The following is a 22806-nucleotide window of genomic DNA, read 5'->3' as shown; positions in this document are numbered from 1 at the left end:
CGTTTTCGGTTAATTGATGCTACAGTAGGTCGTTAGATGGAGAACGTCAACACAAAGCCTCCACCGATCAGGGAAAGTACGGACTCCCGTTTACGATAACGTTTTCGGTACAGTTCCGACTTCGATGCCTGATCAAGGAGACTGCCATGCCATCCCCCATTCGATTGTTTGCCTGCGGGCTGATATTGGCGGCGACAGCCGCCCCACACATGGTGCGCGCCGATCAGGCTCCCCCCACGCGTGTGACGGTGGCTTCTGTCGTGTCGGCCGCATGGCTGCCATTGTGGATCGCCAAGGACAAGGGCCTGTTCGAGGCACATGGACTCGATGTCGAGATTACGACTGTTCAGAACGTTTCGACAGTGCTGGGCGCGCTCGGCCGCCAGTTCGACGTATCGGGTTGCACGCCCATCGACATCATCAAGGCGCGGCTGCGCAAGCTCGACGTCGTGGGCATCGCGGGCAACACACAGGAACTGTCGCAAAACCCGCAAATGCGCCTGGTCGCCAATGCCAACGGCCCTGTGCGCAGCATTGCGGATCTGAAGGGCCAGGTCGTGGCCACGCCTTCGCTCAACGGTGTGATCCACGTCGCCACCTTGAACGCGTTGCGCCAGCACGGCATCGATCCCAAGGACGTCGCGTTCCAGGAGATGGCCTTCGCCAACATGGGCGACCAACTGGCTGCAGGTCGCGTTGCTGCCGCAGAGATCGTCGAGCCCTTCGCGTCCGCGCCGATGAAGGCCCCCGTCAAAAGCCTGGGCAATCCCATGCTGTCGGTCGGCGATCCCGTGATTCTTACCTGCTGGATGGCGGACGGCCCGTGGGCGAGGAAGCACCGCGACGCCGTCGGCGCGTGGCGTGCCGCGCTCGATGACGCGATTGCGTACATCGGCAAGGAAGACAACGCCGCCCGCGCCGTGTTGATGAAATGGACACGGCTGCCCGAGGCGGTCGCCGGCAAGGTTCGCCTGCCCGCCTACACGACGCGAATCAGCGACAGCGACATCGACACCTGGACGAAGGCCTCCGCCTCCGTAGGCGCAATCCGCCAGACCCCTAGTGCCACCGGTTCCACCCTTTCCAACACCCAGCCATGAACACATCCGTATTTCACTGCGCAGCCGCGGAAATCCGGCTCGCCGCCGCCAATGGTGACAAGGTAGTACTGCAGGGCATCGACCTGGAGATCGGCCGGCAGGAGTTCCTATGCATGGTGGGCGGGTCCGGCACGGGCAAGACCACGCTGTTGCGCGCGCTGGGCGGCTTTTGCGCGCCCACCGAAGGCGCCATCCTTTACGAAGGCAAGCCGTTCGCGGGCCCGCCGGCAGGCGTCGTCACCGTTTTCCAGGACTATGGCAATGCGCTGTTGCCGTGGCGCACCGTGCGGGGCAACGTTGCGCTTGGCATCGAGGCCACACTGTCCGGCGCGGAGCGCGAGACACGCATCGACACCGCGCTCAAGCTTGTCGGCCTCAAACACGTGGAGCACGAGTACCCCGCGAAGCTCTCTGGCGGCATGCAGCAACGCTTGCAGATCGCCCGCGCGCTGGCGCTGGAGCCCAAAGTCCTCCTGATGGACGAGCCCTTTGGCGCGCTCGATGCCATGACCAAGTCAAAGTTGCAGGACGAATTGCGCAACATACAGGCCAGCACGGGCGCCACCATCGTCTTCATCACCCACGACGTGGACGAAGCCATCTACCTGGCCGACCGCGTGGTGCTGCTTGCCGGCTCGCCCGGACGGATCGCCTCCGAGATCCGTCCCGACCTTCCCGCCACGCGCGACCAGATCGCCACCAAGGAAATGCCCGCTTACCTGCATGCACGGCACACCTTGCTGGAACGCCTGCACGGAGCTGCCCGATGACAACTTTGCTGTCCCGATCGCTTGCATGGCTATTGCCGCTTGCGCTGGTTGCAACCTGGCAATGGGCCGCCGTGGCGCACCCGGGGGTGGACCTCCTGCCGACCCCCGGGCAGATCGCGCGCGGCCTGCTCGATGCCGTCGCCGACGGCCGGCTGCCAGCCGATGCCGCCCACACCTTTGCGGCCGCGCTGGCAAGCTGGGCCGTGTGCCTGCTGGTCGGCATACCGCTTGGCGTCGCACTCGGCTACAGCCCTGCGCTGCGCACCGTGCTGTCGCTGTCGATTGAACTGCTCAGGCCCCTGCCGGCCATCGCGCTCATTCCGCTAGCCGTGCTGGTTTTCGGGTTTTCGTGGAAGACAGAAATCACGGTAACGGTGTTCGCCAGCATCTGGCCGCTGATCCTGAACAGTCGTGCCGGCATCGAACGCCTGCACCCGCGGATCTTCGAGGTAACGGCCACCCTGCATCTCCGCCGATGGCACGCATGGCGTTGCGTGGTCACGCCGGCGGCGTTCCGGCACATCGTCGTCGGCGCCAGGCTCAGCTTCAGCCTGTGCCTCGTTGTCAGTGTCGTGGCGGAAATGGTAGGCAACCCGGCTGGCCTCGGATGGGGGCTGGTCAGCGCGCAGGAAGCCATGCGCGCCAGCGAGACCTTCGCCTATCTGGTGGCAATCGGCCTGCTTGGCGTGAGCGTCAACCAGGCCCTCGACCTGGCTATCCGGCGCCTGGTGCCGGGCCTGGCCCAAATACCCTGAAGGAGCCATCCCATGAACAAGTTGTATCAAACGTTGGCGGGTCTTGCCGTGCCGGCGGTGCTATTGTGTGCGTGGGCAGCGCTCGGCGATCCGGATTCACTGGTCGCGCCGCCGCCACAAGCCTGGCTGGCACAGGGTGCCGCGATGATGGCGACGGGCGAATTGCCATCCGTCGTGCTGGCCACGCTGACGACCGTGCTGCTCTCGGTGCTGGTGGCCGGTGTGACCGGCACCGCCATCGGCGCGACACTCGGCGTTCGGCGAGCCGCCTCGGACACCGTGGCACCCACACTTGAATTCCTGCGATCGATCCCGCCCCCGACCATCGTGCCCGTCGCGATGCTGCTGGTGGGCAGCAGCGCAGGCATGGCCGTATCGGTCGTGGCACTCGCGACCCTCTGGCCGGTACTGCTCAATGTCCAGCAAGCGACGCGGACCATGCATCCCACACTCGTCAACACCGGCCGTACCCTGCGGCTTTCACGCTGGAGCCGGCTGAGAAACATCTACGCGCCATCCCTCATGCCGGCCATGATTGCCGGACTGCGCGTTGCGGTGCCGTTGGCGATCATCGTCACCATGCTCGTGGAGATGCTGGCCACGCAACCGGGCATCGGGCGCACGCTGCTGTCCGCCCAACGCGACTTCGACGCTCCAGCCGTGTTCGCGTTGCTGTGTGTCGTTGCCGTGCTTGGCGTCGTGTTGAACGTGCTGCTCGCATGGATCGAACGCAGCGTTCTCAAACCCATTCCAGGCGGGCCGCGCTGAGCGGACCCTTCCACCTCAACCATGCTTTCTGCGGAACCCGAGCCATGTCCATCGACTTCCAAGTCATCGACAACACCATCGCCCATATCGCCATCAACCGTCCCGATCGCCACAACGCGCTGGATGTCGCACACGACCAGGCGTTAGCCAGCGCCTGGCAACGCTATAACGAAGATCCCCAGCTACGGGTAGCCATTCTGTCCGGCATGGGAGGACGCGCCTTCTGCACCGGCGCGGATATCGGCGACTACCTGCCGTACCGGCGCGAGATCGCAGCCAGCGAGACGCCCACATCGGTCATCAGTTTCGGTGGAATGACCGGAGCCCACGACATTGTCAAGCCGACGATTGCCGCCATCGACGGATATTGTGTGGCCGGAGGCCTTGAACTGGCGCTGGCCTGCGATATCCGCATCGCGACGCCAAACGTCCGCTTCGGGTTGCCCGAGGTACGCCTGGGCATCCTGCCCGGTGGCGGCGGCACCCAACGGCTGACCAAGGTTGCCGGGCTGGGCGTGGCCATGCGGATGATCCTGACTGGCGACACCTTTGACGCGAACTTCGCCCTGAATCACGGGCTGGTCACGGAACTCGTGCCAGCCGATTCACTGGAACTGGCGGCGCTGGCAATTGCGCGCCAGATCGCCGCCAATGGCCCGCTTGCTGTCGTCGCGACGCGCCGCGCAGTACTCGCCGGCTACGACACAGGGCTGGAAGACTCGCTGCATGAAGAAGCCGCGCTTCAGCGGCAACTGCTGCTGACGCGCGACTCGCACGAGGGCATCGCGGCCTTTTCCGAGCGCCGCGAGGCCATCTATACCGGTAGCTGAAGAGGCGGAATCAGGGGCTCAGCGGGAATCTGTTGGCCCCCTCGACCGGCGCAACCCACGACACCGACCGCGCCGTGTAGATCTCGGTTTGCGGCGGCTGCACACCGTCCAGGCTATCGAGCGTGCCCGCCTTCACCAGCACCACACCTGGCATCATCGACACCTTCGTAAAGACGGCCGATCCGCAGTTGCCGCAGAAATGCCGATAGGAAGGCTGCCCGCTATCGCCAAAGTCCTCAAAGAACTTCGTCTCGCCCTGCTGCGTGTAGTCAGCGTCGGCCACGAAGAGGTTGATGGAAAACAGGCTGCCGCTCTGCTTCTGGCAATGCCTGCAATGACAGATCGCCGCAGCCAGCGGCTCGCCCTTCAGCACATATCGGACTGCCCCGCACAGGCAGCCACCTTTTCTTTCCTGCATGATATTTTTCCTGCTTGATGTTTAGCGATCCTGTCTCAGGACGATCTTGAAGCGGGCCTTCCCGCTCTTCATACGGTCATACGCTTCTGCCGCCCGCGCTCGTTACCTGTGCCGCATGCATGGTGTGCATGGTCGACCTCCTCAGGCGACGCGAATCAGCTTGCGATTGAGGAATTCGCCGATACCCAGTTCGGCCAGCTCACGCCCGAAGCCGGAGTTCTTGACACCGCCGAACGGCAGCGCCGGTGAGTCGGCAAAGCACGAGTTGATATAGACCATGCCGGCTTCGATCCGCCCGGCGACTTCCTTGGCATGATTGGTATCGACATCAAAGACGAACGCGCCGAGACCGTAGTTGCTGTCGTTCGCGAGCTGAATGGCTTCTTCCTCGCTATCCACGACATAGAAGGACAGCACCGGGCCGAAAGCTTCCTGGTAATAGAGCGGGTTATCCTTTGTGATGCCGGTGATGATCGTGGGCTCGAGATAAAACCCGGGACGGTCGACGGGGTTACCGCCGTGAACGATCTGCGCGCCTGCCGTCCGGGCATCGCTGATCTGCTTGAGCAGCCCCTCCAGCGCGCGCTCGCTCGAAAGCGGGCCAAGCAGGGTTGACTCATCCGTGGGGTCGCCCACCTTGATCGCGGCAAAACGCTCCTTCAGCGCGGCGAGCACCTTCGCGCCACGATCCTTGCCCACCACGATCACGCGCTTGATATTGACGCAGCCTTGCCCGGAATTGAACGTGCGGCCCATCACCGTCTGCTCGATGGCGTGTTCGAGCGACGCGCCTTCCAGGATCAGCGCCGGATCGCTGCCGCCAAGTTCGAGAATGGCTTTCTTGAGATTGCGGCCGGCGCGCTCGCCAACCGACATCCCGGCCCGCTCGCTGCCGGTCAGCGCAACGCCGCGCACGCGAAAATCGTCGATCAGCTTGCCAATCTGGTCGATGCTGCAGAACAGGTTGGTGTAGACGCCCTTGGGCGCGCCAGCTTCCTCGAACAGCCGCGCGAACGCCAGCGCGCATTGCGGCACGCTCTCGGCATGCTTCATCAGCACCACGTTGCCGGCAATCAACTGCGGCGCGGCCACGCGGGCCAGTTGGTAGTAGGGGAAATTCCACGGCTCGATGGCAAGGAGGACGCCAATCGGCTCGGACACCAGGGTAGCGCCGGGCTCGTCAGGCAGCGCCCGCGGGGCAAGGAATTCTTCGGCGTTCCTCGCGTAGTAGTCGAGGATATCGGCGACGAGATCCACTTCCATGTGGCCGAAGCGGGTCACCTTGCCCATTTCCTCGGTAGCGTAGCCGACGTACTCGTCTCGCTTCTCTCGCAGGATCTGCGCGGCACGCGCCACAATCCCTGCCCGCTCGGCTACCGACCGGAGCCTCCAGTCCTCGCGATAGCGCTTGTCCGCCGTATCCAGCGCCGCAAAGACCTCGGCGTCCGACTGCAACGGAAATTCCTTAACAAACTCGCCCGTTGCCGGGTTGATGGTACGAAAGCTCATGTTATGGCTCCTGTAGTGGTGAAAAATCGCTTTCCAAAAGATATTCGAAAACGATTTCGTTCGAAAATAGTACCACGAGGAGGAAAATTCAATACATAACGCGAAATGTTCCGAAAACGTTTCTTATCAAGTGCCCGCAGGGCGCACCGACTGTCTGAATCGCAGCCCGCTGGCGGCGGTGTGACCATCCGTCTGATTTGGGGCGGCGTTCAGTCGCTCAACGACGTGGGTGCCAATGGCCGGATCGGGTCGACTCCAGCCCAGCCGATGGGGGCAGGCGCGGAGGATCTCCTGATCGCAGGAAGATGAGACGAATTACTCCAACCGAATGTTGGAAGTGGTGATCACTGCTTTCCAGCGAGCTGTTTCGGAAGCGATTGTTTTGCCGAAATCGTCGCTACTTCCGGCGACCACCTCGTACCCCAAATCATCCAGATGCTTCTTGACCGCTGCTGGACCTGCAGGCGTTCATTGGCAAAGCGATCGATGGTGCGCCGGATCACTGGCGACCTTGATATCGAAAATGAGCTAACCAGCTGATATGGTCTCCAACACTGTCCCTCGACAAATCGGGAGCGCAGATGACAGCGCAAGCAAGGGTTAGCAACGCCACGTGCGTGTCGATGCGGCGCTCAAAGCGGGGAACGGGAAGGCGATCGATTTTCCCTCAGCACGGCCTTCCCGTTGAATACCGCTGCATTTGCTAAGAGACTTTACTTAGTGCAGACGTATCTTGAGTTTCGATTGATACGAACGCGTCCTCTCCCGAGAGTACCTTGCGCGCCTTAGCAAGGTCCAGGTGTCCCTCCCACGCCGCGATGGCCACCGCCCCAACGCAGTTGCCGATCAAGTTGAGCGCGACGCGAAAGAATCCCATTAGCTTATCGACGGACAAAATCAGCGCGACACCCAGCACGGGAATAGCGGGGATCGGATCAACGGCCAACGCTCCACGGCGTCTGGCGAGATACCGTCCCTCAGAATTATCGCTACTTCCCCTTGTGGTATTCCTTGTCCGTGTACATGGCGCTGCTCGCTATTTGTCAGAAATGCGGTATAGACGTTGGCGCGTGATTCCCAACTCAGCCGCTGCCTTGCTCTTGTTCCCATCGTGCCGACCTAAGGCCGCCATGACCTCATCCTTCGAAACTTGTGGCTTATCGACCGCTGCCATGGCTGCGAACGTTGAAAGATAGGCGCCACTTTTAGACGGCTTGCTATGGCCGGCGGCGAGTACGATCGCCTGAATTGCCTGTCTATGGGCCTCCAGTTCAGGTGCCTCGCCGCCCTTGATAGGCGCCGGGATGCCGGTCAACTCCTCATACATTTGGTGGATCCACCCATGACGCAAGCCATGACTGGTCACGCCCAAACCCTTCTTGTACACGCCATGCTTGCGCAGCACGGCGTTGTAATGGCTTCTCCATCGTTTGATGTTGTACGACGATGGCGTTGTCGAACCGCTCAACGGATCTACAAGCCTTGCGGCCCTCTCAAGTACCAGAAGTTGAAGCCGAATGGGAACCTCTCGCTTGCGCCCCCCTTTCGTACCGTCGACCACCCTTAGCGTGTCCAGATTCTTCAGTGCAGTAGCAATCTTGAGCGACCAGCTTTCCTCAACACGTAGTCCGAATGCGGACTGCAGCTTCAGCTGGATAGCGACTCGTGGGTCGTCCTTCTCAATGTCGGCGATCACCGCCTTAGCGTCCACGCCGTTCCCTTCCCATGACTTGTCCTTCGTCGTCACATAGGAACGGACGAGCCCATGCGCTTCCCTGTCCTTGTAGTCTCCCAGGGAGCGAATCAGATCGTGCTTTCCAAGCCATTGGCAGAAGGCCTTGAGGTGACTGAGCTTGTTCTCGATCGTCCCCCCAGTCTGCCCTTGTTCCACCCACCGATCTACCAATGCCTGAACGTGCTTGTGCCGCAGCGAGTATGGGCTCTCAAGCATGAAGCCTCGCTCACGCAACTCCACAAACGAGCGGCACACTGTGTACATTCGCCTTTCCTGCGTCTTCAGCGACGCGCTCTTCAGACTCACTCTCGTCTGACTGAGGATCTTCCTCAGATTGTCGGTCAACACCACCTCTAACTCCGACGTCATTCGCGTCGGCAGATCGTACTTTGCTAACAGTCCGCGTACGTTGAATACCGCCATCTGGCGCATCGTTCCCTCCTATCTCCCGAATCTGGCGTTCCACATTCCCGTAGTGTTCCCCGTAACACTGCGCGTCGTATCTACGCCCTACTTTGCCGTTTATCCACCGGTCGTGGCCCTGCCCTTCCAGGTCCTTTAGCGATTCCAATGGCTGATCAGCCCTCACGTCGAAGAAGCGTGCATGACTGTCCCGACTGAACCTATCGCGCTTGGCGCAATAGACTCGTCGGGCTACCCGGTTGCTGGAGGAACCGCTCTCCAACATGAACGCAGTCAGGTGCAAGCACCGCACTACGCCGCCCGTGTAACTCTTGTTGCGCTGTTCTTGGTGACGGCCGCGCACGCCGTTCGAATGTAGTTGGAGCGTCAGGTTGATGGAGTTCAACCTACGTCCTGCCCGTCAGGTGGCGACATCTGAACCGCCGTGTATCGGGTTCACCGTTCGCAAACCCCGCTTTCGCCGCTGGGCTAGTGGAAGAGATCAAGGCTTTGCATGTGTCCGAGTGTCCGGTTTGCACATGTCCTCATTTCAGCCAATTTCCCAAAACCGCCCGCAAAGCCAATTGGTATCGCGGTGTCCGGGGTCCTCAGTGTGGGCCAGTATCTACTTGAGCCGATTGAAAAAAATGCCGCGATATTGTGCGGCTTGGACAGAGGCGACCCTAAGCCCGTATTCAGAACGGAATCAGGGTGCAGATTTGCCGCGCTAAGGCGGCGATGTCGATGCGTCGGGGACGCGGTAAGAGCCCACAGGATAGCCGATCGCGGTCTCGATGAACAACAGAAACACGCTCAAATTTGCAAGGTTTCGAAGACTTGACTTGCGATTTGCGTCGGTAGAGTTGGATGCGTAGGGAGGCAGTTCGAGGACCGTTCGGAGACTATCTGTCACTTGCTCACCGAAAGTCACCACGCGAAGCGCCAGTCCTCTGTCAGATGCAGGACGAATGTCCCCCGAACTGACAGATTCAGGCACTTCTCAGCGACAGTCCGACCCTTCTAACAACCATCGCAACAACATCGGGAGCAAACCGTGCAACAGCAAATCGGCAAATCGAAATTGGTCAAGGCAGCGACTCTTGCGGTCGACGTCGGATACGGGAACACGAAATCGGCGTTCGCCGTCGGGTCTGAGATCCGGACCGCGATGTTTCCGTCTCTCGCGCCGCAAGCGGCCACGACGAGCCTGACACCCGCGAGTGGTCCGTTCCAGGCACGGCAGGTGATCAATGTCGTGGTCGACGGTGCGCGTTACGAGGTCGGCCCAGGCGTCTCCATCAGTGGTGCTTACACCACCGGCCGCGCGCTCTCGGAGGACTACGTCACGACGCCCAACTATGCGGCGCTGCTGGCAGGAGCCCTCTTCTACTCGGGCGCGACCGAGATCGATCGCCTGGTGCTCGGTCTGCCCGTGCACAACACGCAGAAGTATGCGGGCTACTTGCGTGAGCGATTCGTCGGCCGGCACGACTTCGGCTGGGGCGCCATCGAAGTAAAATCGGTGCTACCCCTGCCTCAGCCGCTCGGCACCCTGCTCACATACATGCAGCAGTGCGGCAAGCAGTACGATCCCCACAATTCGTACCTTGTTATCGACGTCGGTTACTTTACTACCGACTGGATCGTCGCCAAGGGATACACGATGGATGACACGCGTAGCGGCGGCGTCCCGGGCGGAGCCGCCCGCGTCTATCAACAGATCGCCAGCCTCATCTCCTCGCAATCCGGCCAGCCGTTCGACGCCATTGAGCGCGTAGACGAGTCGCTGCGCAGCACCGGCTCTCTTTTGTTCTATCGGACAGAGATCGACCTGAGGAACCAGTACCTGCCTGAAGCCATGGCTGTCACGCAGCCGTCGATCAAGGAGTTGCAGTCGCGCGTGGGGCGTACCGATGACATCCGCGCGATCATTCTCACCGGCGGGGGTGCCGCGCTCTACGCGCCCACGATCCGTGCCGCCTTCCCGTTGAACGACATTCACATCATGGATTCGCCCTGTTTCGCAAACGTCCGTGGCTTCTACACGATCGGCGCCGCCCGCAACGCCACTAAGGCCGCTGCCTGATCGGGGTCGCCATGGAAAAGCTGGAGATCAAGCTCACGTTGACGCCGGATTCCACGCCGGAATTGCTGCGCTACCTGCGCGGTATTCCCGGCGCGCGGGATCGGGCATTTATCCTTAAGCGGCTTGCGACGGTCGGCTTGGCCACCGTCAACGGAGGCGCCGCAGGCATTGACGCGGTATTGCTGGCGTCGCAGCCGTCGCCAAGTGCCCCGGCCGCGGATCCCCTTTCGCCGCCGCGGCAGCCAGAGCTTGCGCCGGTCGCAAGGGCTCCATTTCCCGCTGCGCCGTCCGTCGCTGTGCCGTTCGCACCGCCGGCGAACACGGCGGCGCCGGCGGTCGCGCAGGTGCCACCTTCCACCGACCAGGAATTGACTCCAGCACCTGCGGTGGAAGTTGGAGCCGGCTTTGAGTTTTTGGATCTGGAGGCACTGAACGCGGCAACGGCGCAGTTTTCGTAGCGCGACAACGACTTGACTCGCTACTGTTCTTGGCAAACTGACTTATCACCACCTGAGGAGCCACCATGTTCGATTACTTGTCCACCAGCGAAGACGTGAGCCGCTTCGTTTATTTCGTCGCAATCGGATTCTGCGTGCTGCAGGCGGCCATCGAAGTCTACAGAGCCCATCGCACACCGCGCTGACACCGGTCGCCCAAAAGCAAAAAGCCCAGCTTGAGAGCTGGGCTTTTTGTTTAATGGATTGGCGCGCTCAGTGTAGCGTGCCATGTGCAAGGCAGAAGTCCGCCGCCGAATCGAACGAGAGATTCCCTTCGAGCAACGTCAGATCGCCCGAAGTCTCCTTTCGGTAGACATGGAAGAACTGCGCCTCCGACTGGATCGCGTGAATATCTCGCGTCGGCGTGCTCCGCATAGCTTGGATGTGCAGCTTGTTGACGATTGCGGTGAATCCCCTTTGCGGCATTTGCATTCTCCTGAGAGCCTGCCACATGGGAGTTCCGCCCAGTGGGACGGACCCACAGGGCAGAAGTTAAAGATATCGCCGCCTCGAAAGGCAGCGCAAAGTTAGGCGGTTACCGCCTGGTTAGACATCTGGCGCAGTTGGTGGACAGTGCGCCATTCATCGCAGAAATCAGTCCCTCGGACCTTGGGCCGGTGAAGCACCACCTTGAAACCGGCCTGACGGAGGCGCTTCTGAAGCGCCAGCGCATCGGATACACCGGGCGACTTGCCCGTCTTCCTGTCAGCCGCATCGAAGTCCGCAAAGATGTGGACCGTCTCGATACCGAGCCCATCGGGCACAACGAACTGACTGAGCAGCACACGGTTCAGGCAGTACCACGTGGGCACGCCAAACTGCATGTAAGCGGCATAGGCTGTTTCCAGCCCCTCGGCAATGCCCAACTCGCCATTGCGCGGTGCCATCAGGCGCACTGCGCCGCCTGCCGGCGGAAGCGCCGAGACATCGTTGCGCTTGGCCGGAAGAATCTCTCCGTCACACGTCACGATAGTGGCCTTCTCCGGCTTGCCGGGCTCCAGTGAGGTTCGGTGCACGGTCGCCATGCGCCCGTCAGGCAGCGTGAACTGCGCAACGATCGTTGGAAACCGTCCTATCAACTGCTTCTCATGCCAGTACTCCTGAACTGCCAGCCTTAAAACCCGGGGCTTTGGAGCTCGCAGGCCCGGAATTCTCGCAGCGAGGTAGCGCATAGCATGGTCGCCAGCGGACAAGCATGACGCGCTTGCCCACTGTTTCTCAATCCTGCGCAGCTTGGCCGCCGAGTCGAGCGAGCGGCATGGGGCCGCTCGATTCGCATTGGATGCGCGAGACTCAATGGGTGCACCGTTCAGAATCCGCTTCAGTTCGGCGTACGACATATCGGTGTAGCGGCGGACGAGCTCAAGGCCATCGCCTCCTGCCGGACTACCGTCATTGCACTTGCGACATACCCAGTCGCCGCGCCCGCGGTTTCGGGTATAGGTAAAACGATCATTGCCGCCGCATATCGGGCAGGGACAAGGCCGACCTCGCCAGAACGCGTCCGTCAGGACACCAACTGGCAGGTACTGCGCAACGAAGGCATCCCATTGATCGGGCGCCCAGCTCTTAACAATCTCACTTAGATCTTTCAGTTTCATGGGATGACTCCTTTCGGGAGTTGTCGGTCGGTGCCTGAGACAGGCGAAGGAACGCTTGCTCAAAGGACATCCCGGCCTGTGGCCAGAAGGTCTTTTGAGCACGGCGAAGTACTGGGAAAGGCAGAGAGTGGCGCGAGGCCGAAGAGGGAGAGCAGCCTCCGCGACTGCGGGAGGCTTACCGGGACGCGCGGAAAGCCCCGTCATTCCTGGCGGGGATGTAGAGCGCGGACGCCACAGGCGTCCTTGCAGGCGCTGAAATCCTGATAGGATTGGTTCATGCAAAGACTCCAGGCCTTCAAGTTCGAACTCATGCCGTCCGGCGAACAGATGCTCAAGATGCGTCAGTTCGCCGGCGCATGCCGCTTCGTCTACAACAAGGCACTGGCGATGCAGAAGGAGCGCTACGAGCGTGGGGAGAAGAAGCTCGGCTACGGGGGGCTGTGCAAGCAGCTAACGGAATGGCGCAACAGCGCTGAAACGCCGTGGCTGTCCGAACTGCACGCTCAGGTCGCCCAGCAGACCCTAAAGGATCTCGAACGCGCCTATGCGAACTTCTTCGAGAAGCGTGCGGCCTTCCCACGCTTCAAGCGCAAGGGTGAACGCGACGGGTTCCGCTTTCCGCAAGGAATTAAGCTCGAACGCGAGAACGGCCGCATTTCGCTGCCCAAGCTTGGCTGGCTACGCTACCGCAACAGCCGGATGGTGCTCGGCGAGGTTCGCAGCGCCACAGTATCGCATCGTGCTGGCAAGTGGTACGTCTCTATCCTCACGCTGCGCGAGGTCGAGCAACCGGTTCCGCACGGCGCGTCAGTCGGTATCGACGTGGGCGTGGCCCGCTTCGCGACGGCGAGCGACGGCTCGTTCGTGGAGCCGCTCGCGAGCTTCAAGAAGCACGAGCAGCGGCTCGCGAAGTATCAGCGCCGCATGGCCCGCAAGGTGAAGGGCTCAGCGAACTGGAAGAAGGCGAAAGCCAGAATCCAACGCATCCACGCGCGCATCGCAGACGTGCGTTCTGACTTTCTCCACAAGGCATCGAACACGATCAGCAAAAACCACGCAATGATCGCCGTCGAAGACCTTCAGGTTCGCAACATGACGCGATCGGCCAGCGGTACGGTCGACGCGCCGGGGCGCAACGTCCGCGCAAAGAGTGGGCTCAATAAGGCCATTCTGGACCAGGGCTGGGGCGAATTCCGTCGCCAGCTTGAGTACAAAACGGCATGGCGCGGCGGCTACTTCGTCGCGGTGCCGCCGCGGAACACGAGCCGCACCTGTCCATGCTGCGGCCACATTTCGGCCGACAATCGCAAGGCGCAGGCGCTGTTCAGGTGCGTCGGATGCGGCTACGAGAACAACGCCGACGTGGTCGGCGCAATGAATATCCTCGCAAGAGGTCTGGAAATGATCGAAGGGCAGGACACGAGCGTCGCTTCGCTCGGGTGCGCAAGCACAGCCCGGATAGCCTGTGAAGTGAACGGCGCTGTCAGGCCGTCAGCAGCAGGAACCCACCGAAGCGACTCTGCCATCGCGGCATAGCGCAGAAGGAATCCCCTCCCTTTCCGCCACCAGGCGGCGGCCGAAGGCCGAGGGAGGGGCGGATGTCAATCGAATGTGACTACTGCATTGGCTAGAATGGAATCGAATCTTCGTCTAGGTCTTCAAATCCATTTGACTGGGCTGGCTGCTGCTGACGACGACCTTGGCTGCGTTGACCGCCGCCGTAGTTGCCGTCGCTTCCGCTAGCCTGGCTACCGTGCGACTGCTGCCCATAACCGCCATCACCATCTTCATTTGATGAACCTCCGCGGCCAGCAAGCATCTGCATCTGATCGGCGACGATCTCGGTGCTGTACTTGTCCTGGCCGGACTGGTCCTGCCATTTGCGGGTACGGATACGGCCCTCGATGTAGACGGAGGAGCCCTTCTTCAGATACTGGCCGGCAATCTCCGCCAGCTTTCCGAAGAAGGCAATACGATGCCATTCCGTCGCTTCCTTGAACTCGCCGGACTGTTTGTCCTTGTAGCGATCAGTGGTTGCGATGCGAATATTGGTAACGGCGTCACCGCTCGGCAGATAACGGGTTTCAGGATCAGCCCCGAGGTTGCCCACGAGGATGACTTTATTTACGGATGCCATGTTGTTTCCTTGTCAATGAATTCGGTTAATGGACCAGACCCAACGGTCCCAAAGTTTCTGCTTTTGCGTGCCCCGTTCAAAGATGGGACGCCCCGTTGCGTGGTCAAACGCAGGAACCTTCTCCTTATAGAGACGTTTAATGCCGACCCTCTCCCCAACTTTGCAGTGTGCATCCGCCAGGACGTCCTTGAGACCTTCGCCCTGAAGCGTCTTGACACCATTGCTGGTGTCAAGCTTCACAGCGAACGACGTATAAGTTGGCTTGCCGCCAGGCTTTCGGTTGGGAAATTCCATCTCGCCCCATTCCACAAGCTTGCCTACGGTGTAGCTAGATGACGAAGCTTCCGCTTTCGGCACATGATGCCGCGGCTCCGACATGGCCCGGCCCGTCGATTCAATGTCCACGGCGTCGCGATCGGGCTTCGAGTCCTTGCGCTTTGCACCAGCGGATTCCTGCTTGGACTCGCGCATCACCGCTTCGGCAACCGACTGGGGCGTTACCCCTGCTTGGTCGTACGTCTGCACTTTGCTCCAGCGTGGAATGACTTCCGGGAGCAATTTGTTGCCGAACTCGGTGTGTTGGATACAGCGGTCGAACTGAGCTACGAAATGGACGACACAACTGCCTTCGTCTCGGAACAGGTTCGGGATGCCATTGATCAGGATCTCGAACTCGTTCTCGGCGCCAGTTCCCACTGACACGGCTACTTTAGGATCTGACTTAGACCGCGCACCGCTGAGGATGGCTGTTGCCTGCTTGATGATGTTGAGCAGTGACATGGGATTTCAAAGAAGAGCGCCGTAGCACAAACGCTTGACCTCGTCGTAGTCGGCTTTCAAGCGAACATTAGTAAGGATCACGTCCTGCAGGACTTCAGGACTCACACCGCTGATCTCGCAGACGTATGTGTACGGAATGGCGCCGTCCCAGTATCCAAAGATCCAGCCGATCGTCATCGAGAGTTCTTTCCGATCGACCGTCTCATTCTGGATGCGATTGCGCAGCAGCTTTGCACAGTCCAACAGCGACTCGGGCATGTTGACGCCGTGACGGCTTCCGCAGGCGAAGCTAATGAGCGCATCAACCATCCGCTCGCGGACCGATTCGTCCTGAAGGGTGGGATCTGGCGGAGGACGTACCTTGGAGCGTGACGCAACGATGGTCGCCGCATCCCCAAAGAAGTCCAGCTGGCATCCTGCTGTACTTGTTTCCATGATGATCTCCGAACGGGCGCCCGAAGACCGACCAGTTGGCGGGTATCGGGTACCCGCGGCAGGTGGAAGGAGCCGCCCGAAAATCGGGCGGCGGTAGTCAGGAATGATCGTGCGTTCCTGTTCGACGAATCGGCGTCACAACCGCAGAGCGTTCGTACTGCTGCTCGGGTTGCTCTTCCGGCTGAGGTGTCTGGGGCTTCGATTTGGACGGGTAGTCCGGCATCGAGACCTTAGGCGCTGCAGGCACGCTGCGATTGAACGAGACAGCCTTGCTGTACAGAAATGAAACGCCAACGATTGCCACAAATAGGCCCACGACAAAGGACTTGCTCGCGAGATACAACACCATGCAGAGAAGCAGCAACTGCAGGGGACGTTTGACGAGATTGGTAAGGAACTCCACGGTTTCTCTCCAGAAACATTGCAAGGGATTTCCTGGCGGATGCCAGGCGATTTTTCGATGCTCGGACGAGCAAGGAAACCCGTGGATGGCGCGCGCGAACGCGCTTGCGGCATGCCGATGCATGGCGCAAGCACGCTGGCCGATGGGAAATGAGATGGGCGGAAGGCAACGCCACTCAGGGGCGTGCTTCGCTGGTCGATGCGTCCTGGACGCGGGGTTGAGTAGATCGTAGCTGAGGAAATCACGGCATTGGGACCGGAAAGCTCACCAAAAACATGCGTCTTTGCGGGGAAATACTGTGAGCATGCTCACGCCATCCCATATTGCGAAATATATCTCTGATGTTATTTTTATTAATTTCTGCCTTTCGCCCAACTTAAATGGACCCCGTAGCGTAGGGGTAAATACCTAAATCGGGCAGCCCTTGCCCCGATAACACGCTTACAAGCAACCAGCTTTCCGGGGCGACCGGAAAAACGCATCCCAAAAAACGTAGCTTTCTGCCCGCATGGATGGGCAAGCGTTTCGTACTCTCGCTGCATGAGACTTGACGACACGAATGGGTCGCTGCGCTGGTTGTCGTGTCCTTTATTTGAGAGAAACATGCCTGAAAAGAAAAAGAAATCATCTAACGCATTGGTGCCGAACGCGGAGGCACAGCCCAATGGTTACATCGTTGACCCCAATATGTGGAAGGCACGGCTGCGCGAAGCGCTCGGGTCCAGCATCAGCGATGAAGTGTTCAATCGCTTGTGCGAAAGCATTCGCAACATCCAGCGCACGCGCGAGAAGATCGAGCGATTGTTGCTCGAGATGGGCTCGGACTTGCAGCACGTCCACGACGCCTCCATGGAGTCCTCAATCAACGAGTTCGGCGATACGCGCGGCGCGCGCATGCGCGGCTGGGAGATCTTCAACGCCATCGCCGAAGAGCAGCTCGGACTGCATCCCAACCAGGCCAAGCTCTACCTCGGCCTCTATCGCCGTTTCCTGAGCCATAACGGTGCACTCTCCAAGCTGAACATCGGCGAGCTGATGATTCTGCGCAGCAGTCACTACACCGACGAAGAGATCGACGCCGTCATCGAGTACAAGGAGAACGATCCGGATTTCCGTCGCAGCAACATCCGCGACTACATTGCTCAGCTTCGCAAGAAGCAAGAACAAGTGATTGACGTCAGCGCTCGCCTCGACATGGCTACTTCCGAGTTGGCCAACACCGTTCAGGACAACGCCGACAAGGACATCGAGATCCGGCGGCTCACCGAAGAAGTGTCGAAGCTCAGCACAGAACGCGATGCCGATCGTGCGGCGCTGAGCCACGTCCGCGAGGAATTGACGCGGCACAACCATGCGCAAAGCATGCAGCAAATGCGCATCCAGGACCTCGAGCGCGAATCCCGTGAACTTAACGAGCGCGTTGCAGATGCGCGCGCCAATGCCCGCTCCGAGAAAGTCGAAGTGCCGGTGGTGCCGTCAGGCTACGCCACGCTGGAAGATGCACTGGCCGCCAAGAATGAGGAGTTGGAAGCCGCAAGGACCAATCTCGCCAGCATCGAGGGCCGGCGCGCCACCATCGAACAGGAGATTGAGGAGCGCACGACGTTGCTCGACCGCCGTACGAAGGCAAGCGACGCCCTCTCGACACTCGTTGATCAGTTCGAGAAGACTGTGGCCTCCTTTGCAACGACGCAAATGGCCGTACAGATGGACGGCAGCATCGAGCAGTTCAAGTCGACCCTTGCCGTCCTTGACAGCATCGTCGCGCGCCTGCACGCCGACATCCGTGCCGCCCTCCAAACTCGCTGAGGCCTGCAGCCATGCAACAACAATCCCTTACCGCGGAATTCGAGCGCCTGCAACTGACACGCATGACGTGCGACCGAATCCGTTCGGCCAACTACCACCTGACGGACCATCTCGCCGAAGCCTTGGGAGCGCATCCCCAACTTGACGCCGTCCTGCATATTGATCGCGCCCAGATCGACAAGATGCGCAAGGCAGTCGCCACGCAGCGCGACCTGATGGGTACGCCCTTCCTTGTTGTGGTCCCAACACTCATGGATGTCCACGACTGGAAGTGCCTCACCGAAAGCACCACCACCACGGTTGCGGTGGACAAGCTGCGCTCGCAGCTGCCAGCATGGAGCGGCGACGACAAGCTGCGCCTTTTCTACAACAACCGGCACTACATCTGGTTGATGGTGGAGCTGCTGCACGTGAGCATTCTCGCAGCGCCGTTGCTGGGCATCAGCAAAGAACTGGCGCTGTACCTGCGATCGCTGCCGCAGCATGTGCTCGACCTGGCCATCTCCAAGGTTGACTTCCCGATGTTCCGCTGGCGTTTGGACAGCAAGCGGTTTTGGCTCGAATTCGAGACCGCGCGCGTGTCGCCCGATGTCATTGGCCACCATTTCCTGGCTACGGTCCCCATGCGCGCAGACCGCATCAATGTGAAGCATAGCTGGTCGAATCTCCGCCTCGATCCACTCAAGAAGAAGGTCTACAGCGAGATGATGATCAGGCAGTACTGCCGCGCGTCCACGGTGACATCACTGCTTGGCATCAACTCTGCCAAGACTCGCCAGCTATTTCAGGCGATTCACGGCTCGTCGTCGCCCACCGGCCAGTTGCCTACGTCGATGGTGTGGTACTTCGACCAGCCCTTGCATCGCTTGCAGGCAACGATGATGGTGACGCTTTATCGCGTCGGCCTGGCATTCGGCGCAAACGTGCCTGAGGCCTTCATCGCCACGTACGACCTGTTCGAAAAGTTCTTTGGGCCTGACTCTCGAATCAGTGCAGATCGCGCCTGTCACATCTGCCGGTCCATGTCGACGGATGCGCAACTCGATCTCGCACCTTGCCGCAGTTGCCGCACGCCTTACCTCATCGCCAACACTGCACCGAAGATTGAGTTGAGCAATACGTTCTCCTGCCCCGGATGCAGCGGCACGCTCGGAAATGTGCAGCTCGGTCGGCGTCGCAAGGTGTAAGGAAACCGCTAGTGCTATTCGCCATCAAGTGCCTGCAGGTCGTTCTGCTCTACGTCGTCCCTTCCTATCTCGGCTTCAAGTGGGCCGGCCAACCGGCTCGGCAAGAATCCTTGGAAGTGGGCGCTCGTCCGCTTCTTGTTCTCGTACATCGGACTGGCTCTTTTTGCACTGTTACGCAATTGGAGTCGGTTGCCTAGCGTCGAGCAATACGCGAGAGCGAGAGCGAACCCGCCTCACGCAGGCAAGAACGGAATAGCTTGCAACGTATGCGGATCGCGCAGCATCCGTCTATGGCGGCACCAGCCATTCTTCGCGTGCAGCAAGGCACATTTGCAACCACTGCGGAACGACGCCGTACCGCTCAATGTAGCGCCCCCTCGCATTGGGGGTGCAGTGCGAGAACCGGAATGCCGTTGTAATAGCGGCCCCGACTCTTGTATTCTTGCTGCCTTTATCGTATTTGACACATTTTTAATATAATGCGCCTACCCCTCGCCATCCTGCTGCCCTGGTTTCAGTTCTTCACGATCGGCCGGCCCTTTGCCGGGATCATCTGCTTGATCCTTCAGATCACCATCATCGGCTGGATTCCGGCAGCGATCTGGTCGACGTACGCTCTGAGCCAGTACAAAACGGACAAGAAAATTCAGGCCGCGCTGAACAATCGCGGCCGATAGTTCTTGCACCGACTTGACTCGCGGATTGAGTCGGTAGAGTGGAATCAAGCGGTTCGAATCAAATCGCGGTCCATTCTGAACATCAGAGGAAGAAAAAAATGCAAAAGACAAAACTCGCTCTCTCCATCGCTTCTACTGCTGCCCTGCTGGCCCTTGCCGCCTGCGGCGGCGGTGGAGGTGACAGCAGCACGCAGGCTCAGCAACCTAGCACCCCGACGACGCCGGCTCCGACCATTACAGTTCAAGGTACTGCGGCAGCCGTTGCTGTCGACCCGCTAGCGCTTGTGTTCGTCCCCCATAACGAAACGTCAACGCGGCCAACGAGCTTCTCGGTAGCCACGAACAACCTGCCTGCCACGCTTCAAAAGGTCACTGCAACGGGCGCATACACGACCTTCGCAGCCGATTCTGTTAGTTCAGTGTCACTAAGTACGGGTGTCGTCGCTGACGTTACGGGCGACGGCAATTTCGCCATCGGTCGCTGGACTAATGGTACGTCTAGCCTGGGGGCCGTCAGCGTGAATCAAGGAGATCACTATGTGGCCGGCAAGCCGCTGTCGCTCACCAGGACGCCCGGCCCGACCGCCAAGCTCAACTGCTCATTCGCGGCAAGTACCAGCCCCACCGCAATTTCGGGCAACTTTGCGCCTGGCAAGGTCAACAGCGCAACCGCAGTCATCGATCTGAACGGCCCGCTGCTGGAGAGCTTTAACATTTCCGTGGCAGTCGGCAGCGACACCGCGGCGACCGCCAGCGTGACCGGCACCACGATTTCCGGTATCGCTATCGTTAATGGCGTACTAGCCCACATTCAAGTGATGGGATCCGATGCGGCACACCCTGTACTAGCTGTTGGCTATGCCATGCCAACCCCGAGCAGTGGCGACGTGACCGGCGTGGTGGCGCTCAGGTGCCAGTGATATCAAGCTGAAATAACGACAACGGGCCAGCATCTGCTGGCTCGTTGTCGTTAATGCGCCTTTCACTAGCAACTGAAGCCAAACCGCGTGACCATCCCCTCCGTGCCGTCCGTGTACCGGACCATAAGGTCACTGCAGTTCGTCATATAGACTTGAGCGACCGCCTTAGCGACGCCACCGCCGGCGCTACGCCATACCCCCGATTGGCATGACAAGATCTTTCCGGAGGTATCGCTTCGAATTGATCCTTGTGGATCTCCACAAGATTGACCGTCATATACCTGTTGCAGTGGCCCCGTTGATGGTACAAGCGCTCCTGCTGCGGTGACATATCCGGACGCCGCCACACTTCCGTACGAAGTGATGCCATTACCGGCGATAGTATTTGCCGTTAGCGCACCCGCCACATACGCGCCCCCATTCGATTGCACGTAGTTGCCATACACACCGTTTCCGCTAACATTCGCTGCGGCGGTAACGTTTCCATATGACTGAACGGCGTTCCCGTAGACCCCGTTGCCAGTTACATTCCCACTGGCTGCGACGTTTCCAGCTGCCGACACGGACCCGTTAGACTGGAAATTCCCCACCCGATTCATCGCCTGGTTGTTGGCGTCCATAGCGCCAGTCAAACTCAGCGACCCATCCCGCTTGTAATACTGGTTCATGGACTGCGCCAGCAGCGAACTACTTCCCACACGCATCGCCAGAACACCCGTAGGCTGACCCGATACGGGGTTGGGCGCCTGCCAGGTCGCAGCCATGCCAGTGATCGTCGCCGGCGTTTCCGCAAACGACACGCCGGCATCTTGGCCTGCCTTCACCACAGCAGCCCCCATCAGGTCGGTGCGTACACGGCCGATGCCGTCCCGATACCCCGCTGTCGAGTAGACGAGGCCGGGGATCGAGCATGCCGTGATGTCCCCCGCGCAGTTGGTGGGCGTCAGATCCACGCGGAATGACAGACCGAGCGGGCTCACGTCGGAGTACCCAATCGGCAGCAGCCCAAAGTTGATCAGGTCCTGCACAGTCGGGTGCAGCGGGTTCGCCACGCCAATCATCTTGCCGCTAACTGTGAGGTTGGTCGGTCCGGTCGGACTCTTCGCAAGATCCGTGAACGCCTCGAATGTGTACGTGTTCACGGCCTGTGCAATGTTGGCCATATAGTTGCCAGTGCCGACGGCGAGATTTTCCTCCTGATCGGCATACGCCCACGCGACAGACCCGACCAAGGCAATGCTGCTCACCAGCAGACCCATCGAATAGTTGCTCAACAGCATTACGCTCTCCTAAGCCAAAGCCCGGCCGTCGGCCGGGGCATCTCGTCCTTCAGACGCCTGAGCGATCAGGACATGAACAGGTTGATCGTGTTGCTGTCACCCGAGCACTTCACCTTGCTGGGATCCACCGAACCGCCCACGTCCTTGATAGTGGTGCCGTTCACGGTGATACGGCCAGCGCTGCTCTGGAACGCGGCAACGATCGCCGGACACGCGGCATCTGGCTGGTTCGGCACGGTGTACTGGACGCTATCGTTGTTGCTCAGCAGACGCGCCGGCGCCACGTCGAGCGTACCGCCACCCGGTTGAATCGAGATGGTGCCACCCGTGTCGGTCATCGTCGTGAGGTCGCGGAAAATGCCGTTGTCGATCAGCGAGCTCACCGACACCTTGCTGTACTGACCGCGGTAGTTCGTCTTCACCTTTCCCATCACGTTGTTGAGTTCGGTCGTCAACTGCTGCACTTGCGTGTCGACCGAGTTGTGCGAGAAGAGCACCAGGATGGCAACGAGGGTCAACGCCGCGAGCAGCAGGTAAAAGCCATACTCGTCCAAGATGCCGCCGTGCTGGCCACGCAGGCGTGGATTTGAGCGAATGCGCTTGTACTGTTCGGCGCGGGTCAGTTGGGCAAGAGGCATCGGCGTGTCATTAGCCTTGTCGTCGTCGGCCGGGGTCAGCGCTTGCAGGTTGGTTTGCATGGGATATTC

23 protein-coding genes and 1 pseudogene are annotated in these 22806 nt (G+C 60.2%); 12 read left to right on the top strand and 12 right to left on the bottom strand.

Going from position 1 to position 22806, the window contains the following annotated elements:
• The first annotated feature begins 209 nt into the window (after nt 1–209).
• Genes ACO550_RS05130 through ACO550_RS05110 form a run of 5 tightly spaced genes read left to right on the top strand, consistent with a single transcriptional unit; the run spans nt 210 to nt 4223 of the window.
• The gene (locus ACO550_RS05130) at nt 210–1100 is read left to right on the top strand and encodes an ABC transporter substrate-binding protein (RefSeq protein ID WP_485994306.1); all 891 of its coding nucleotides are present in this window, start codon (nt 210–212) and stop codon (nt 1098–1100) included.
• Nucleotides 1097–1870, top strand: a complete 774-nt coding sequence (locus tag ACO550_RS05125; protein WP_315591846.1) for an ATP-binding cassette domain-containing protein — start codon at nt 1097–1099, stop codon at nt 1868–1870. The genes ACO550_RS05130 and ACO550_RS05125 overlap by 4 nt, the downstream gene beginning before the upstream one ends.
• On the top strand, nt 1867–2625 hold the full coding sequence (locus ACO550_RS05120; RefSeq protein WP_315591845.1) for an ABC transporter permease: 759 nt from the start codon (nt 1867–1869) through the stop codon (nt 2623–2625). The genes ACO550_RS05125 and ACO550_RS05120 overlap by 4 nt, the downstream gene beginning before the upstream one ends.
• Nucleotides 2626–2637: 12 nt before the next feature.
• The gene (locus ACO550_RS05115; RefSeq protein ID WP_315591844.1) at nt 2638–3393 is read left to right on the top strand and encodes an ABC transporter permease; all 756 of its coding nucleotides are present in this window, start codon (nt 2638–2640) and stop codon (nt 3391–3393) included.
• Between the two features lie 44 nt (nt 3394–3437).
• On the top strand, nt 3438–4223 hold the full coding sequence (locus ACO550_RS05110) for an enoyl-CoA hydratase/isomerase family protein (RefSeq protein ID WP_315591843.1): 786 nt from the start codon (nt 3438–3440) through the stop codon (nt 4221–4223).
• Between the two features lie 10 nt (nt 4224–4233).
• Here the strand turns inward: ACO550_RS05110 and ACO550_RS05105 are convergent, their stop codons facing one another.
• The 4 genes and pseudogenes from ACO550_RS05105 to ACO550_RS05090 form a co-directional block, all read right to left on the bottom strand.
• Nucleotides 4234–4641, bottom strand: coding sequence for a GFA family protein (locus ACO550_RS05105; protein ID WP_315591842.1), 408 nt, complete (start codon nt 4639–4641; stop codon nt 4234–4236).
• A gap of 141 nt (nt 4642–4782) precedes the next feature.
• Nucleotides 4783–6150: an aldehyde dehydrogenase family protein gene (locus tag ACO550_RS05100; protein WP_315591841.1), complete on the bottom strand. Its 1368-nt coding sequence runs from the start codon at nt 6148–6150 to the stop codon at nt 4783–4785.
• A gap of 551 nt (nt 6151–6701) precedes the next feature.
• Nucleotides 6702–6790, bottom strand: a pseudogene (locus tag ACO550_RS05095) (IS5/IS1182 family transposase); the annotation flags it as partial.
• Between the two features lie 396 nt (nt 6791–7186).
• Complete coding sequence (locus tag ACO550_RS05090; protein ID WP_315591840.1) at nt 7187–8317, bottom strand: integrase domain-containing protein; 1131 nt, start codon at nt 8315–8317, stop codon at nt 7187–7189.
• A gap of 1024 nt (nt 8318–9341) precedes the next feature.
• On the opposite strand from ACO550_RS05090, the gene ACO550_RS05085 reads away from it, so the two are divergent.
• Nucleotides 9342–10373 (top strand): PRTRC system protein D, encoded by a 1032-nt coding sequence (locus tag ACO550_RS05085; RefSeq protein WP_315591839.1) that lies wholly within the window; start codon nt 9342–9344, stop codon nt 10371–10373.
• Nucleotides 10374–10384: 11 nt separating this feature from the next.
• Nucleotides 10385–10831, top strand: a complete 447-nt coding sequence (locus tag ACO550_RS05080) for a hypothetical protein (protein ID WP_315591838.1) — start codon at nt 10385–10387, stop codon at nt 10829–10831.
• Between the two features lie 252 nt (nt 10832–11083).
• On the opposite strand, the gene ACO550_RS05075 is transcribed toward ACO550_RS05080, so the two are convergent.
• Together ACO550_RS05075 and ACO550_RS05070 are read right to left on the bottom strand one after the other, a co-directional pair.
• Nucleotides 11084–11323 carry a hypothetical protein gene (locus tag ACO550_RS05075; RefSeq protein WP_485994301.1) on the bottom strand — a complete coding sequence of 80 codons (240 nt, stop codon included), beginning with the start codon at nt 11321–11323 and terminating at the stop codon, nt 11084–11086.
• A gap of 74 nt (nt 11324–11397) precedes the next feature.
• Complete coding sequence (locus ACO550_RS05070) at nt 11398–12465, bottom strand: primase-helicase zinc-binding domain-containing protein (RefSeq protein ID WP_485994425.1); 1068 nt, start codon at nt 12463–12465, stop codon at nt 11398–11400.
• Between the two features lie 282 nt (nt 12466–12747).
• Here ACO550_RS05070 and ACO550_RS05065 point away from each other — a divergent pair, with 282 nt between their 5' ends.
• Complete coding sequence (locus tag ACO550_RS05065; RefSeq protein WP_485994299.1) at nt 12748–14007, top strand: RNA-guided endonuclease InsQ/TnpB family protein; 1260 nt, start codon at nt 12748–12750, stop codon at nt 14005–14007.
• Between the two features lie 91 nt (nt 14008–14098).
• Here the strand turns inward: ACO550_RS05065 and ACO550_RS05060 are convergent, their stop codons facing one another.
• From ACO550_RS05060 to ACO550_RS05045, 4 genes are all read right to left on the bottom strand, one after another.
• Complete coding sequence (locus tag ACO550_RS05060) at nt 14099–14608, bottom strand: single-stranded DNA-binding protein (protein WP_315591834.1); 510 nt, start codon at nt 14606–14608, stop codon at nt 14099–14101.
• 12 nt (nt 14609–14620) lie between these two features.
• Entirely contained in the window at nt 14621–15388 is a 768-nt protein-coding gene (locus tag ACO550_RS05055) for a hypothetical protein (RefSeq protein WP_315591833.1), read from the bottom strand.
• Between the two features lie 6 nt (nt 15389–15394).
• Nucleotides 15395–15823 (bottom strand): hypothetical protein, encoded by a 429-nt coding sequence (locus tag ACO550_RS05050; protein ID WP_315591832.1) that lies wholly within the window; start codon nt 15821–15823, stop codon nt 15395–15397.
• A 97-nt stretch (nt 15824–15920) separates the two neighbouring features.
• Complete coding sequence (locus tag ACO550_RS05045) at nt 15921–16226, bottom strand: hypothetical protein (protein WP_315591831.1); 306 nt, start codon at nt 16224–16226, stop codon at nt 15921–15923.
• A gap of 603 nt (nt 16227–16829) precedes the next feature.
• Between ACO550_RS05045 and ACO550_RS05040 the strand changes: the two genes are divergently transcribed.
• The 4 genes from ACO550_RS05040 to ACO550_RS05025 all read left to right on the top strand — a co-directional run bounded on the left by ACO550_RS05040 (nt 16830) and on the right by ACO550_RS05025 (nt 20819).
• On the top strand, nt 16830–18035 hold the full coding sequence (locus ACO550_RS05040; RefSeq protein ID WP_315591830.1) for a hypothetical protein: 1206 nt from the start codon (nt 16830–16832) through the stop codon (nt 18033–18035).
• Nucleotides 18036–18046: 11 nt separating this feature from the next.
• Complete coding sequence (locus ACO550_RS05035; RefSeq protein ID WP_315591829.1) at nt 18047–19222, top strand: FlhC family transcriptional regulator; 1176 nt, start codon at nt 18047–18049, stop codon at nt 19220–19222.
• 479 nt (nt 19223–19701) lie between these two features.
• Nucleotides 19702–19899, top strand: coding sequence for a YqaE/Pmp3 family membrane protein (locus tag ACO550_RS05030; protein WP_315591828.1), 198 nt, complete (start codon nt 19702–19704; stop codon nt 19897–19899).
• Between the two features lie 98 nt (nt 19900–19997).
• On the top strand, nt 19998–20819 hold the full coding sequence (locus ACO550_RS05025; RefSeq protein ID WP_315591827.1) for a hypothetical protein: 822 nt from the start codon (nt 19998–20000) through the stop codon (nt 20817–20819).
• Nucleotides 20820–20884: 65 nt separating this feature from the next.
• On the opposite strand, the gene ACO550_RS05020 is transcribed toward ACO550_RS05025, so the two are convergent.
• Together ACO550_RS05020 and ACO550_RS05015 are read right to left on the bottom strand one after the other, a co-directional pair.
• Nucleotides 20885–22099 (bottom strand): adhesin, encoded by a 1215-nt coding sequence (locus ACO550_RS05020; protein ID WP_315591826.1) that lies wholly within the window; start codon nt 22097–22099, stop codon nt 20885–20887.
• Nucleotides 22100–22164: 65 nt separating this feature from the next.
• Complete coding sequence (locus ACO550_RS05015; RefSeq protein ID WP_315591825.1) at nt 22165–22797, bottom strand: type 4 pilus major pilin; 633 nt, start codon at nt 22795–22797, stop codon at nt 22165–22167.
• Nucleotides 22798–22806 lie beyond the last annotated feature (9 nt).

This window comes from Cupriavidus sp. (assembly GCF_057315035.1).
Note: the sequence above shows the minus strand (reverse complement) of the source record. Positions and strands in the feature narration are given on the sequence as shown.